The organism is Azospirillum sp. VT-I1, assembly GCF_055698305.1.
Genome location: NZ_CP168803.1, coordinates 289873 through 303480 on the forward strand (window position 1 = coordinate 289873; position 13608 = coordinate 303480).

Here is a 13608-nt window from a genome sequence, read left to right on the forward strand (position 1 = left end):
TGTGTCCTCTTGTAGGCGTAGCTAAGCTTGGCATGGCCATATGGACAACTAGCTGGATAGGCTCGCCAGCCGGAGTAGTGGTCGTGAGGAAAGCGGGACAGAGAACAAATTGTGATGCCAGGAAGTTCCACCGGCTCGCCGCTGAGCGAGGCTGATGTCATGGTCCAGAGGATGGCGCAGGATTACGTCTGGGGCTGGGTCCAGCTGTGTGCGCAGCAAGGTATGACCCTTTTCAATTTTGGGGTGGCAATCCTTGGCAGCATCGCCTATGTCGCGAGCAACCTCCTCCACCAAAAAATTTACCTCCTTGCCGCGGTCGTGGCCGTTCTAGGGATGTTGGCGGTATCCGGCTTCGCCAACCTTGACCGCCGGAACTCGCAGATGACGAAGCAGGCCGAGCGCCTCCTGCGTGACGAGGTGGAGGATTTCCTGTCTACGCACGCGGGCCAATCTGCCCGGATCGCGTCGGTGTCGGCCAACCCGGCGCCGCCGGGCACGAAGAGCGTCGGGAAGGTCGCCCAGGCCGCTTTCCGAGTCTACTGGTGCTTGGCAGCCATCATCCTCCTGGTCGCCACCCTAGCGGCGCTGTGCCCGTTCATCGCCACATGGTTGGCGACGCCCCTGCTCCCCGGCGGCACTCGATGAGCACCCCAGCCCCTAGTCCCTACGAGGCGGACCCAGCTCTCTGGAAACCCCTCGTCGCCCTTGAGGGGCCGAGCGGCTGCGGCAAGTCAACACTCATCCCCCTCGTCCGCGACCTGTTGGGCGAAATGGGCATCCGCGCGTCGGTGGAAGCTAACAACGCTGTCAGCGGGCTGGGCGACGACATACGGCGGCTCGCTGGCAACCCTGGGGGAGCGCTGAGCCTAGCATACCTTACGGCCGCGGCGCGGGCGTTGATGAGGCAAAGGTGGACCGACGCCGACGTTGTCCTCGCCGACAGGTTTGCGCTGTCATCGTTCGTCTACCAGGGCTTCGCGGGCATCCCATTGGAGACGCTCCACCGCCTCAACGCCCCTCTCATGGCCGGCGCCACCACTGTCCTGCTGGAGGTCGGGGAGGGCGAAGTCCGAATTAGGCGCGAGGGGAGGCCGGCGGTCGGCACGGACTGGTACAAGAGGAACCTGCCTCTGGGCGAAGAGCTGCGCAGGTACGACGAGGCAGCCCGATGGGTCGCAGGCCAGGGCCACCCGGTGAGGCGCGTGGCAGCGGGCGGCAGCCCCGGGGACGTGGCGGCCAGGGTCGCCGTTATTATTGCGGAGCTGGCGCGTGGCGGCCCGGTCTGACGTGGGGCAGGGCGGGCTGGCGCCGGACCTTTTGCTCCTGAACACCCCGCTCAAGGACTACGGGCGGGTCCCGAAACGGAATGACTTCACGCTCCCGACGCTCGGCCTCGGGTACATCGCCACATGTGCCGAGGCTGAGGGCTTTACGGTGGAAGTGGTCGACGCCGAGGCGCTCGGGCTCGGGCTCGCCGAGGCGGCGGAGTTGGTCAACCGGCGCCGGCCGCGCTGGCTCGGCATGAACCTGTTGGCGCCGACGTTCCAGAACAGCGTGGATATCCTCCGTCGGGTCTCGCCGGAAACGAACGTTATGCTCGGGGGCCACCAAGCCAAGGCCATGCCGGGCGAGATCCTCCGGGATCCGCGCATACCCCGGATCGACGCCATGGTCCTCGGCGAGGGCGAGACTCGTGTCCCCCGGATCCTTGCGGACACCGATGCCCGCGAACGCCTCCCGAAGGTCTACTGGCGCGAGCGGGGACAGGTGATGATGCCGTCTGTGTCATGCACGGACCCGGAGTTCTTGGCGCCGGACCTGAACAACATGCCGTTCGTCGACCGCCGCCACCTCCACCAGGATCCCTACCTGGACGGCGGCGTCCTCGAGGCGGCAATGGTCGCGTCGCGCGGGTGCCCCTTCGACTGCTCCTTCTGCGGCGCAGCCGTAAGCGCGAACCCCGACGTCACCGTCAGGATGCGAAGCCCTGGCAATATCTTGGCGGAGATAGGCGGGCTGAGGAAAAAGTATGGCGTGGAGCGGGTCCGCTTCGTCGATGACCTGTTCCTGGCCAACCGCAAGGTGATCCGGGAGACATTGGGCACGTTTGTCGCGGCTGGGAGCACGCTGCGCTGGGACGCGACCGGCCGCATAAATGTGCTGGCCAGTGCACCTGACGACCTGGTCGACCTTATGGCGCGGTCCGGCTGCCGCGAGGTGGCGCTCGGGATTGAGAGCGGGAGCGACCGCCTTCTCCGCCATATCGACAAGAAGATCACTGTCCAACAGGTGCTGACGACAGTGTCACGCCTTTGCCGTTCTGGGATCGACGTAAAGGGATACTTCATCCTGGGGCTGCCCACGGAAACGCGGGCTGAGATGGCGCAGACCCTGGACTTGATCTCGCGGCTCCGGGAACTGGCCGCGCCGTTGCCCGGCAGCTTCCGTTGCAGTGTGTTCGAATACCGGCCCTACCCCGGCACTCCCGACTGGGACCGGCTCGTTTCCGCTGGCTTTCCGCCCGAGGCGATGATTCAGTACGACCCCGTAACCACCACCGCCTCAGACGACGCGCTCTCGCCCGACCGTGACGAGTTCAACTTCTCCACCGGCCTGCAGTTCGGGGAAGTCCCCGTCTCGGAAGTCCGGCGCGCCGTTGCGGAGGCTATGCGGAGGCAACGGGAAAGATGACCAAGACAACGTTGATGTTCCTTGGACCCTGCCGGAAGATCGACCGGCGGACTGGTGAGGCGTTCAGGCCGTTCTGCGAGAGGTCCCGGTCGGGCAAGTTCCTGCGCGACATGGTCGCGCAGACCGGCGTGGGGGCCCGCGCCCGGATCCTATTCGACAACGTGCTCCCACATCCCTTTCTCAATTCCGCTGGCGTCGAGTGCAACCCGGACTGGAAAGACCTGGAGGATGACCTGCGCGCGCATCACCTCTGGTCGCTCGGTACCAAGGACATTGTGGTCGGGCTCAGCACGGTCGTCAGCAAGGCCCTCGTAGCCGAGCGCGACCGCCGGGTATCCATCTGCGCCGCACCGGGACCCCAGTTGATGTTCCTTGCCCACCCCTCCTTCATTTTGCGGCAGAAGCTTCCCCGGCGTGAGGATTACGTTCGGGAGTTCGAGGAGGCGTTCAGCCGGGCGGTCGCCAGCGCCAGGGTCTGATACGGACGGCGCGTGAAGGCTTCCATCGGCGGGCTTTGCGCTGAGTTTCATGCGAAGGCGGGCCACCAGTGGAACAATGTCTGGCCACGCAGGCGGTCCGGGTCGTCGGCGAAGCCGCAACACCGCTCGCCGACGAGCGCGTCGATCTCGTCCAGGTCCTCGAAGTGGCGGTTGGCGACGACCTCGTCCGTCAGGGGCCAGAGGCGCTCCGCCGGCTGGAGCTCCGGCGAATACGGGGGCAGGAACTCCAGTTCCACGCCCTCGGGTACGACAAGGTCGTCGGCGACGTGCCAGCCGGCGCCGTCGAGCACGAGAAGGATGCGCTTGCCCAGGCCGACGCCGACCTCGCGGGCGAAGGCGACCAGTGCCTCCGAGAGCATGGCCGCGTTCACCGCCTCGGCCAGGAACCAGGTGGCCTCGCCCGTGACCGGCCGGACGAAGCCGTAGACCCAGAGCCAGCGGAAGCGGTGGTGCCCGCGCGCCAGTGGGCTCGAGCCGCGCGGCGCCCACACCCGGCGCGGCACCAGCTTGAGCCCGAGGCGATGCTCGTCGAAGGCCCAGGCCTCCAGCGGCGTCTCCCGGTCCTCCAGTCGGCGCGCCTGCACGCGAGCGCGGAAGTGCGCCTTGAAGCCCTCCTGCGCCGCGAGGTCGGCCCCGGCGTGCCGCGGGCGCGGCACCTGACGCGAGAAGCCGAAACAGGCAGCTTCCCTGCCCGTCGTGCCAGACAACCTTCACCAGGTCGCCGCGCCGCCCCCGGAAGATGAAGATATGGCCGCCGTGGGGATCCTGCCGGAAGCGCTCCTGCACCAGCAACGCCAGCGAGGCCCAGCCCTTGCGCATGTCGGTGGCGCCCATCGCCAGGTAAATCCGCACGCCGGCGGGGACCGGGATCATCGGCGCTCCAGAACGGCGAGGACCCGACGCAGGGCGCCTGCATCGTAAGCGTTGGGTGACGACACATCCGACGTGATCGTGGTTCATGAAATATTCCGCTGGTCGCAGTTTAGCGGGGTAAGAGGATGTCGGCTCAGCACCTGCCGCTACTGCGATCATCTATCCTTCTACCGCCAGGCGCAGATCCTGGCCCGCAACGGCTTCCCTGTCGACCGTCCGGTTCTGGCGGGCTGGGCGGGGCAAGCCTGCTGGTGGCTGGAGGCGCTGGATGAGGAGCTGGCCAAGGCCCTGTTCGCCTCGGCCAAGCTGTTCGCCGACGACACGCCAATGCCGACGCTGGCGCCGGGAACTGGCCGGGTGAAGACAGGACGGCTGTGGGCCTATGCCCGCGATGACCGGCCCTGGCAGGGGCTGGACCCGCCGGCGGTGATTTACGCCTACACCAGCGATCGCAAAGACGAACGCCCAGCCGCCCACCTGCGGGAGTTCCGCGGGGTGCTGCAGGTGGACGGTTACGCCGGGTTCGAACGGCTGGCTGCCGGCAACCGGGTCGTGCTGGCGGCCTGCTGGAGCCATGCGCGTCGACGTTTTTTACGACCTAGCCGAAAACGGCTCGCCGATCGCCGCCGAGGCGCTGCGCCGTATCGCCCGGCTCTACGCGATCGAAGAGCGCATCCGCGGCCGCACGGCCGATGAGCGCCGGCAGCTTCGGCAAGCCGAGGCCGCTTCCCAGGTGGCGGAACTGAAGGCGTGGCTGGAGCACGAACTTCCCCGCCTGCCGGGCCGCTCCAAGCTGGCCGAGGCGATCCGCTATGCGCTCGGCCGAAGGAAGGCGTTGTGCGTCTAAGTGGATGACGGCCGGGTGGAGATGGATACCAACACGGTGGAGCGCTGCATCAGGCCGGTAACCCTTGGCCGGAAGAATAGCCTCTTCGCCGGCTCGGAGGGCGGCGGCCATCGCTGGGCGGTGATCGCCTCGCTGGTTGAGACCTGTAAGCTCAACGGCGTCGAACCCTTCGCCTACCTGCGCGACGTCCTGGAGCGCATGGTGAACGGCTACCCCGCCGCACGCCTTTGGCGATCTGCTCCCTGGAACTGGAAGCCCGCCGTCAACGCCTGATTCGGTGCGATCACGCTCCGCTTACTTCTCTTCCGGGGCCACTGCGGCGATTTGGTGAAGGTAATTTGGTATGACGGCCAGGGCAGTTGCCTGTTCACCAAGCGCCAGGAGAAGGGCGGCTTCGTGTGGCCGACCATTCGCGAAGGTGTAGAGATGCACACCCCGGCCCAGCTTGCAATGCTCCTCAATATGTGCAGGCGGAAAGCATCAGCCCATCTGATTTCAGCGCGCGTCATCGTCATTGCGGGTGCGATCGGATTGTTTACGATACCGTTCAAGCTCTTGTAGAAGATCAGAAGCAGACTTGATTTCAGCCGGATGGGGTTGAACGGGGCTGGAAACTTGCGCAACTTCCTGCTGCTTTGGACCCAGCGCCTTGGATTTCGGGCTGTAGAGCTCCAAGAGCTTCGTAGCCATTTGGCTGACCATGCTTTTCAGCCGCTTGACCCAAGCCCAAAGCTGCTTCACCTGCTCTTCGGCCACACGACGAGCGGCCTGCTCACGATCGCGCTCGGCCTCGACTTTCAGGCGCAACGCGCGTTCGACGTCTCGCTGTCGTTCGGCTGCTACTTGGGCGCTGCGCGCAGCCTGCAGTTCGGCTTCGTTTGCCCTGTGGAGATCCTCCACGATGTTGGCCAACTCCCGCTTCATCTCATGGAGTTGCACGGCCTCGGCGTCGCGTCGTCGTCGTTCCTGATCATCCCGACGTCTCCGCTCTTCATTGGCGATCGTGCGTGCCTGCTCCTGCTGTGCCTGAAGCGACGAAAGTTCGCGGCGGGACGCCAAGAGTTCAAGCTCAACCGCTTCGCGGCATGCCCGTTCTGCTGCCTCAGCCCGTTCAACGAGCGCATCACGATCCCGACGCTCCTGATCCAGCATTCTGGCTGCCGCGGCAGCTTGCTCGCGCCAATCCGCCTCCTTCCGGTCTGCCTTCGCACGGCCATGCTGTTCCATCGCCGCGCGTTGTTCCGCAGCCTCTCGAGCCTTGCGCTCGCCAGCAACTTCACGTTCCAACTCTTCGCAGCGGCGCCGTTCAGCGGCCAGCGTGTCGCGCATCATGGCAGCGTACTCCTTCGCTTTTGTCTTCGCGTCGTCAAATGGTGAGAGCGGCACGTCGCCCAGGACTCTTCGGACCTCCGCCGCGCGCACGCCTTCAAGGCGGCGGATCAGGCCGTGCACACCCCCGGTCTCGTCCACCAGGACGATCGCCGCGCGTTGTCGCCGTCCGCCATCGCCTCGCGCGACGAACAAGCCAGCCTCCGCACAAAGGCTGTGGAAGCGGGCGCTGTTGCCTTGAGCACGGCGCCAGGCGGAGGAGGCAATGCAGGTGACGTCCTTGATGCTGATGGCCGTGCGCTGAGCCTGCTGCTGTTCCCAATGCCGGGCCTCCGCGACCGGGCGCTCATCGAGATACCGCCGCCCTCGACGGGTCCGACGGGTGCCATGGGCTTCCCGCCGGCCGGTGAAGGCGCCGCGCACGGCCTCCAGGCCGAAGGTCGTCTCGGCCCACCGCGCCACCTCCTCATGGATGCGGTAGTTGTGTCCAAGGTGAGCGGCGCGCGGACGTTCCGCGAGCGGATCAACGCGCGCCCAGACAACATGGTAGTGTGACCGGCCGTTCTTACCGTGCCCGACAACGACGCGAGGATGGCCGGCCAGACCAAGGCGCTGCTCCAACTCGTCGATGGTGCGGAATGCCTCCCCATCGCCGTAGCGACCGGTAGCGCGCCCTTCCGGCTCCGGTGAGATGGCCGCGTGGTAAAGCGTTTGGCGGCAGCGGGTGCCAACGCCGTAGACGTCGAGATCCGCCAAGCTGCCGGGCAGATCGGCCGCCGCCGTACCCCGCACCTCCAGCAGGCGCATCGCCGGATCGGCGGCGAGGTGCTCAGCCAGTTCGACCGGAGCGCCTCGCGATTTCCCGATGATGATCATCGTCCACTCCGTTGCGGAGCATGCAGCGCAGCGGCGACGGTCTCACGGAGCCCGGTCAACTCACGCCGTATAGCTTGGATCTCGTCGGGCCCGGGCTCGGTCGGTCGGCGGGCAATCTGGTTGACGTTGCCGCCAATCTTGCCGAGATGCCCCAGGATGCGGGCCAAGGCTTCGTGATCAGGCGGTGGCCGGCGCCGCACCAGCGGCGCCCCGATGCCCGCGCTCTCCAGCAGCGCCTGCCGGGCATATTGTCCGGCGCTCATCGCGTGCCGCTCCGCTTCGCGCTCCAGAACGGCCCACTCGTCTTCTTCGAGACGGAAGGCGACAACATGTTGCCGCCTGCGAACCTCACTTCCGCTCATGTCGTCTGCTCCTCGGCCAGAGAGCCCGCCGACGGTGTTCGTTTCCGTGCGGAGGGGGTGCACGGGGGGCGGAGCCCCCCTGCCAGGGGAGCCCGAGGGGACAGCGTCCCCTTGGCAAGCCGCACGGAAACCGCTTGGCGGTTTACCGTGCATGGCTTGCGTCGCTCCTAACGGCACCCAAAGCCAGGTATTCGCAGGCCGAGAATCCCGCAACACGGGTGGATCGGATCGATCAGCATTCCGCCCGGCGAAGGGGATCGGCATTCTGGTTGAAGGATACAGAGCTACGTGGGCGGCAGCCGGCGCTGTCCCCCGATCCCGGTACGCAATCCCATCACGATGCCGCCGGGGAAGGATCAGCAACGCCCTCCATGTTGAGAGTCCGCTGCTTGCTCTGCCGCGGGCTGTTCATCACATGATCCCCGGCACGATTGGAGGCGGCACCCCGGCGCTGCGCGACCGGGAGATCAGGCTGAAGTTCCTGGATGGGGTTCCGCGCCTCGTCACGTTCCGCTTGTGCCAGCCGGAGGTTCACAGTCAGTTCGGCGATCTGCTCGCGGAGCAGCGCCGCAGCGCCGGCCTCGCGGGCGGCGTCGTTCCGCGCGAGTTCAACCTGGGCGCCCAGCGCGCCATTCTCCAACTGCAGCTGTTCGACGCGCGCCCTCGCGGCAGCGAGATCTTGCTCGCAACGGGCCATCACCGCCGCTGCCGCCGCCTGTTCAGCACGCGCCTGGTCGTGCTGGCGCTTCACCTCCCGGAGCCGCTCTTCGGCTGCCTGCCGCGCCGACCGTTCTTCATCGAGTTCGCTTTGGAGAAGGTCGTAGAGTTCCGCCAGCTCCGCTTCCTCCCTTCGGCCTGCCGGATTCTCTCCTCGGCGTCGCGGGAAAGCCGGTCCGTCTCCGCGCGCTGACGCTGCGTCAGTTTGTCCATCAGGGTCTGTGCGAATGCGACGATGTCGCTCTGGTCCTCGGGACTGAGGTGAGCGGAAGCCGGGCCACCCTGCTGCTGCCACGCCTTCATGCCGTTGCGGATGGTCGTCAGGCTACCTTGGTCGCCCACCAACTGTCGAACGGCCTTGTACGTCACCTCCTTCTGAGCGTTTCGCAACTGGTTGCAAGCGTTGGCGACCATCTGATCAGAAACCTTCCGCGTACTCATACGTCAACTCCTGCTACGACAGCGCTACGGTCACGATAATTACGGTAACGCTACGGTCCATACACGTCCGGAGGGCGGCGCGACGCCCTGGATGCCCAGCAGGAGCGCCACGCCGACCCGGTCGCGGCGGTATATGGACCTCCATCACGGCAGGTCAAAAAAGGAGCTATCTGGAAATCGCGTGGACGCGGGCCGCTCGCATTTCGGCTGGTCGCGTCCGGCGCGAACGGCGACCACAAGGCGGATGAGCGGCGGAGTGAGACCCATGCGGACGCCTTCCTTGTCTCCTTGGCGCCTCGGTGGGGATCGGCACAATTGGAAGGTCAAACCAGCAAGAAGCCCTGCCCAAACAAGGATTTGACCCCGAAGCGCGGATCGGCGGGAAAATCGGCAAAACTTAGCGCTTGTTGCCGAATCATGTATGCTTTACAATGCGTTAGAAGAAATGACGATCGGCATACGATGAGCGGAACAGGGGCAGTGCCCGACTAGATCGAGCCCTGTCGTCTGGCCTCGGTTGCGGAAGAGATCACCGATCTGATCGCCGTGAGGGCGGCCCGTTCCGCCGTGCTTGGTGTCCGCTTGCATCCGAGGACTGCGGCAAACCTCGCTGATCCCGTGCGCATCACGGATCCGTAATACAGCATACGGCGCGAGCGTGCAGACAGCCAATAGGTCATGCCTCTGGGTGGCAGATAGGAAGCCGTCCAGATCTTTTTCAACAGACCCCGCTCGATGATATGAACTGACGCTGACCCCCGGGTGCTTTGTGTATGAAGAAGCACGCCACTGACGCTGGGCCCAAGCCGCCGTCACGAAAGATTCCATGCACCATTGAGAACCGCGCTGCTTCCATCGGTGGTGTTTCCGCCACCCGTAGGCGTCAGCCGTAGAGCACGCCGATCACCTCCCGCGCACCCGCGAAGCGGGGCAGGTTGCCGCCGTCCTCTTCCGCGGACTCCATCTCAATGACGCGGGAATCACCTAGCCCGCCCACGCTTTCAAACAGGCGCAGTCGCGGGAAGCCGGGCAACGGCTCGCCGACACGTTTGAAGAACGCCTCGCCGTCGCCCGTGCACACCGCCACGAGGCGGCGACTGTACTGGTCGATGCCGTCCGGGCCGATCGAAACGCCGCCGAGCACGGTCTGCCCGTCCAACACCAGCGGCACGCCGCTACTGCCGCGCGCCTGGTAAAGTCGGCTGATCTCGTTCAGTCGCGGATGGAAGCCCTGCGCGAAGGCCTCGTTGCTGTTGCGCGGGAACACCGGCCTGGCGGCGAACAAAACGCCGACGACCTTGTGCAGCCGGACCTCCTCGGCGGGCAGCACGACGGGGGGCAGGCGGTGCATCGGGTCCTCGGTCTCGGCTACCAGGACCACGCGGCCGGGCAGATCGGGGCTGCGCAGCAGACGGCGGGCGTATACCCGGCCATCGTGCAGCGCCACCACCAGACGGTGGTCCTCCACCGGCGTGTTGGCGGCCTCGACGATCAGGGCAGATCCTGCTGGAGCGGCAAAGCCCAGCGTGTCGGCGCACAGCACGAACAGCGCCTTGTCCGAGAACCACGCATCGGACAGCGCGTTGCCATCCCCGTCGCCGCCACCGTGGCCTTCGGCGGCGGAGAAGGCCGCCAGATCCAGCGCGCGGCGCAGCACGCCGAAGCTGGGCCGGCGCATGGCGTCGAGGACGTGGACCGGAGCGGCGCCGCGCACCGCGGGATCGCGCCGCAACCAGCGCCGGTGTTCCTCGTGCGCGTCGAGGATAAGGCCGCGGACCCGGTCGAAATCGTCCTTGTGGTGCGAAACGTCCGCCCAGGTCACCTCGTGTGCGTCCGGGTGATGGACCCGGTTCAGCAGATCCCGGAAAGCGCTGCCGGAGTGCAGGGCTGGATCGGCAAGCAAGGCCCCGAAGGCCGGGCTGGACAGTCCCTCGGCCGTGCGCGACTGGCGCTTCAGCTCGTCCAGCAGGTCGTTCAGCATCAGCTTACGTGGCTGGGCGCAGGCGGGCCGGTCGAAGAAGTCGGAGATCCGCGACTCGACGAAAATGCGGAATTCATTCGCGTAGCTCCGCGCCGCCTCGTGCGCGTCGGCGGCGTTCTCGAACGCCTTGCGCTTGCGGTCGAGGTCAGTGACCGAGGGGGCGAGCTGCACGCACGGGCGCTTCTCGTTGCGGCCGTGGACGGAGCGGTGGTCGAGGCCCACGCGGCAGCGGCGGCTGGCGCACACCTCCTGGGCAAAGCGGCTGTCGTGGGTGGAGGCCAGCAGCGTCGCGCCGACACCGAGCAACTGACCCAGGGTATCGGCAAGTCGCCGCCGGTTGTTCGGGTCGAGCAGCTCCTGCGGATCGTCGAGGACCAGCAGCGACAGCCCACCGCGCGCGTCGCGTACATGCTTCCAGAAGGCGATCAGGAACGCCATCAGGTAGGCGCGCAGGAACGAAGCATTGCCGATGTGCTCGGCCGGGACCAGCGTTCCGTTGCGCTCCACCACCACGTCCAGCTTGCCGGCCGGATCGACGGCCGAGCGGCGGGGGTCGGCGCCGAGCCGGCGGTGGCGGCGAGGTACAGGCGCTCCATCCACCGCGCCGTCTCGCCGTCCAGCCGGCGGCGCAGACCGTCCAGCTGCTCGCGCACCAGATCGCCGATGGGGAACAGTTCCTCCAGCCGCTCCGCCGCTGTGCGGGCGCGGACGATCTCGGCCGTCTTGGTGCGGCGCAGGGCATGCTCGCGCTGCATGTCGAGGGCGCGGCTCAGCGCGATTCCCGACGGGGTCGCGGCGCGGACAATGTCGGCCAGCGCCTCGACCTGACGGGACAGCGGCTGCTGGTGCAGCGGGTCGGCGGTCGTGGCGGCCTTCGGCCGGCCGACGATGGCGAGGAAGGCCGCCATGCAGTCGACTTGTGCGGCCCGGCGCCAGCGGGCGAACGCGATGGCGCGGGTCAGGTTGCGGAGCGCCGTGTCGAGGTCCGCGAAGGCCGGCTCGGCCGCTAGCGTGCCGTCGGCCTGCGGTTCCGTGAAGGTCGGCAGCGCCACCAGATGGGTGTCGCACAGCGCTGCGGCGTGCGCCCGCAGCGGTGCCAGCACGCCGGTGAAGGCCGGGCCGGCGAACAGGTCGTCAGTGAGCGCGGTGCGGAGCAGAGCGGCCGGCGTCTGCGGCAGGCTCTTGCGCATCGCCTCGACCAGCGCCTCGGGGAGGTCGTGGGCGAGTTTGGCGAGCGCGTCCCCCGCCCAGGTCTTCAGCGTCTTTTCATGGAAGGCCCGGCCGCCGTTCCGCGCCTCGGCGAGGTGGTCGCAGGGAGGCCGTCCGGTCGTAGGGTCGATGCGATCGTCGAAGGGCTGGAGGCAGGTGGGGCAGGTGTCGGGGGGCATTGGGTGCGCGGCATCGCGCTGCCAGTTTCCGACGCGGGCATACAGGCGCAGCCGGCTCTGCCGCGCCAGGTCGGCCGCCAGGGCGAGCAGCTCCCGCGCCTCAGCGCGGAAGGCGTCCATGAGGGCCTCGCAGCGGCCCAGTTCGGCCTCGTCCAGCTCGCCTAGCCGCTTCAGCGTCGCCGCGCCTTCCAGCGCGGCGAGCGCGGCCCCGTCGAGAGCCGCGGTGGCGAGCGTGACCGAGCGGTCCAGTTGTTGGCGCGCCGTCGGGTCCTGCGGGTTGAAGTCCTCCCCCAGGATCGTACGGGCATCGGCATAGGCGTCCGCTTGGCGCCGGCGGATGTCGGCGATGATGGCGGTGAGCCGCGCCTGGGCATCGGTGGCGGCGGGCTGGAGCGACGGGGCGTCGGCCGGCGCGACGTTCGGGTGCTCGGCAAAGAGGCCCGCCAGCTCGCCGCGCGCCTTGAGAAAGCGCTTGTCCGCCGCCTCGATAGCGCCCTCCAGCTCCTGGCCGATCAATTCCTTCTCGATCCGCTCGCTGGCGCGCCGGGCGTGCTTGACCATCAGGCGTAGCGGGGCGAGGCCGGTAAGCTCGGCGATGGTCTTGCCCAGGTCGGACTCGGTACCGATCTGGATGTGCGGCAGCAGGCCGGGCATGGTGGTGCCGACCGCGAAGGCCACGGGATCAAGGCCCAGGTCTTCGAGGCCGGAGGTCTCGATCTCCGGCTTGGCGGCCCTCTTGGATGACGGCCTGTGAAGGCGGCGGCGCACGGTGATTTCGCGCCCGCTCTCGCCGTCGTGGAAGGTGATCGCCACCGAGGTGTCGAGCGGCAGCGACTTGCCGTCGAGGGCGTCAAGCACCGGTTTCGGCGGCACCGGGCAAACCAGGGTGCTGGCGACGGTGGCGTCGTCGGAGTCCTCGTCCTCGGTGTCGCGCACCGCCAGCGGCATTGTTTCGTGCCCGTCGGCGGGGGCACGCTGGGCGCGGTACAGCTTGCCGGTCAGGCACCAGACCACGGCATTGAGGATGGAAGTCTTGCCGCTGCCGTTGTGCCCCTCCAGGAGCAGCAGCGGCTTGTTCAGGTCGATGACCAGCGGCTCGTCGCAGTCGTATTCCTGCACGCCCCCGAAGCGGACGATCTCAATCCGCACGGGCACATAGTGGCGCGGCGTCGTGGAGGTCGCCGCGACGGCTGTCAGGACCGGCGGGGTCTTCGCCGCCGCAGCCACCAGGAGCGGCAGCAGATCCCTGGCGACCGGCTTCGACCACGCCGGCTGGTTCTTCCGGTACCAGTCCAGCAGGGCCCGCGCCTCGTCCGACTCCAGGGCGAAGCGGCGTCGTCCATCCGCATCCAGCCCAATCGGCCGGCCGCTGACCAGATCGGCCAGCAGGCTGTCCAGGGAATGGAGATGCAGGCTGCGGATTTCGGCAGCATCCAGCATAGAGTGGTCCCGCTCAGCGATGAACGGGCGAAAGGCTAGCGTGACCTTGGCTGCCGATGCAACCGCCGAACACTAAAGGCCGCTGGGATTCGCTCCTCATGCGGGCGCGCCGTCGTCTGAAGGGCGTGAATTGGTGTTCTTCGGCGCATGGATCCGTCTCGAC

The 13608-nt window shown here is 67.2% G+C and carries 11 protein-coding genes and 3 pseudogenes; 6 read left to right on the forward strand and 8 right to left on the reverse strand.

The window, feature by feature from the left end; translation table 11 throughout:
• Nucleotides 1-171: 171 nt before the first annotated feature.
• From AB8P05_RS20025 to AB8P05_RS20040, 4 genes are read left to right on the forward strand one after another with little or no spacing between them, the layout of a single operon-like run.
• Nucleotides 172-645: a hypothetical protein gene (locus tag AB8P05_RS20025; protein ID WP_472760591.1), complete on the forward strand. Its 474-nt coding sequence runs from the start codon at nucleotides 172-174 to the stop codon at nucleotides 643-645.
• Complete coding sequence (locus tag AB8P05_RS20030) at nucleotides 642-1286, forward strand: dTMP kinase (protein ID WP_472760592.1); 645 nt, start codon at nucleotides 642-644, stop codon at nucleotides 1284-1286. Before AB8P05_RS20025 ends, AB8P05_RS20030 begins: the two co-directional genes overlap by 4 nt.
• Nucleotides 1270-2691 (forward strand): B12-binding domain-containing radical SAM protein, encoded by a 1422-nt coding sequence (locus AB8P05_RS20035; protein ID WP_472760593.1) that lies wholly within the window; start codon nucleotides 1270-1272, stop codon nucleotides 2689-2691. Before AB8P05_RS20030 ends, AB8P05_RS20035 begins: the two co-directional genes overlap by 17 nt.
• Entirely contained in the window at nucleotides 2688-3170 is a 483-nt protein-coding gene (locus AB8P05_RS20040; RefSeq protein WP_472760594.1) for a hypothetical protein, read from the forward strand. Before AB8P05_RS20035 ends, AB8P05_RS20040 begins: the two co-directional genes overlap by 4 nt.
• A 47-nt stretch (nucleotides 3171-3217) precedes the next feature.
• On the opposite strand, the gene AB8P05_RS20045 is transcribed toward AB8P05_RS20040, so the two are convergent.
• A complete protein-coding gene (locus AB8P05_RS20045) occupies nucleotides 3218-3898 on the reverse strand; it encodes an IS630 family transposase (protein WP_472760595.1) in 681 nt (226 codons plus the stop codon).
• A 25-nt stretch (nucleotides 3899-3923) separates the two neighbouring features.
• Nucleotides 3924-4223, reverse strand: a pseudogene (gene tnpB / locus AB8P05_RS20050) (IS66 family insertion sequence element accessory protein TnpB); the annotation flags it as partial.
• Between tnpB (AB8P05_RS20050) and tnpC the strand changes: the two are divergent.
• Nucleotides 4203-5184 (forward strand): annotated as a pseudogene (gene tnpC / locus AB8P05_RS20055) (IS66 family transposase); the annotation flags it as partial. The pseudogenes tnpB (AB8P05_RS20050) and tnpC overlap by 21 nt on opposite strands.
• Before the next feature lie 21 nt (nucleotides 5185-5205).
• Nucleotides 5206-5472, forward strand: a pseudogene (gene tnpB / locus AB8P05_RS20060) (IS66 family insertion sequence element accessory protein TnpB); the annotation flags it as partial.
• Here the strand turns inward: tnpB (AB8P05_RS20060) and AB8P05_RS20065 are convergent.
• The 6 genes from AB8P05_RS20065 to AB8P05_RS20090 form a co-directional block, all read right to left on the reverse strand.
• Entirely contained in the window at nucleotides 5407-7116 is a 1710-nt protein-coding gene (locus tag AB8P05_RS20065; RefSeq protein ID WP_472760596.1) for a relaxase/mobilization nuclease domain-containing protein, read from the reverse strand. The pseudogene tnpB (AB8P05_RS20060) and the gene AB8P05_RS20065 sit on opposite strands and share 66 nt — an antisense overlap.
• Nucleotides 7113-7478, reverse strand: a complete 366-nt coding sequence (locus AB8P05_RS20070) for a plasmid mobilization protein (protein ID WP_472760597.1) — start codon at nucleotides 7476-7478, stop codon at nucleotides 7113-7115. Before AB8P05_RS20070 ends, AB8P05_RS20065 begins: the two co-directional genes overlap by 4 nt.
• A 334-nt stretch (nucleotides 7479-7812) precedes the next feature.
• Nucleotides 7813-8229 carry a hypothetical protein gene (locus tag AB8P05_RS20075; protein ID WP_472760598.1) on the reverse strand — a complete coding sequence of 139 codons (417 nt, stop codon included), beginning with the start codon at nucleotides 8227-8229 and terminating at the stop codon, nucleotides 7813-7815.
• Nucleotides 8226-8636, reverse strand: a complete 411-nt coding sequence (locus AB8P05_RS20080) for a DNA-binding protein (protein WP_472760599.1) — start codon at nucleotides 8634-8636, stop codon at nucleotides 8226-8228. Before AB8P05_RS20080 ends, AB8P05_RS20075 begins: the two co-directional genes overlap by 4 nt.
• Before the next feature lie 883 nt (nucleotides 8637-9519).
• Nucleotides 9520-11130: a hypothetical protein gene (locus AB8P05_RS20085; RefSeq protein WP_472760600.1), complete on the reverse strand. Its 1611-nt coding sequence runs from the start codon at nucleotides 11128-11130 to the stop codon at nucleotides 9520-9522.
• A complete protein-coding gene (locus AB8P05_RS20090) occupies nucleotides 11055-13445 on the reverse strand; it encodes an AAA family ATPase (protein WP_472760601.1) in 2391 nt (796 codons plus the stop codon). Before AB8P05_RS20090 ends, AB8P05_RS20085 begins: the two co-directional genes overlap by 76 nt.
• Nucleotides 13446-13608: the final 163 nt, after the last annotated feature.

Coding starts and splice junctions, on each gene's coding strand:
- AB8P05_RS20025 (WP_472760591.1), top strand. CDS start 172: ATGGCGCAGGATTACGTCTGGGGCTGGGTCCAGCTGTGTGCGCAGCAA.
- AB8P05_RS20030 (WP_472760592.1), top strand. CDS start 642: ATGAGCACCCCAGCCCCTAGTCCCTACGAGGCGGACCCAGCTCTCTGG.
- AB8P05_RS20040 (WP_472760594.1), top strand. CDS start 2,688: ATGACCAAGACAACGTTGATGTTCCTTGGACCCTGCCGGAAGATCGAC.
- AB8P05_RS20065 (WP_472760596.1), bottom strand. CDS start 7,116: ATGATCATCATCGGGAAATCGCGAGGCGCTCCGGTCGAACTGGCTGAG.
- AB8P05_RS20070 (WP_472760597.1), bottom strand. CDS start 7,478: ATGAGCGGAAGTGAGGTTCGCAGGCGGCAACATGTTGTCGCCTTCCGT.
- AB8P05_RS20080 (WP_472760599.1), bottom strand. CDS start 8,636: ATGAGTACGCGGAAGGTTTCTGATCAGATGGTCGCCAACGCTTGCAAC.
- AB8P05_RS20090 (WP_472760601.1), bottom strand. CDS start 13,445: ATGCTGGATGCTGCCGAAATCCGCAGCCTGCATCTCCATTCCCTGGAC.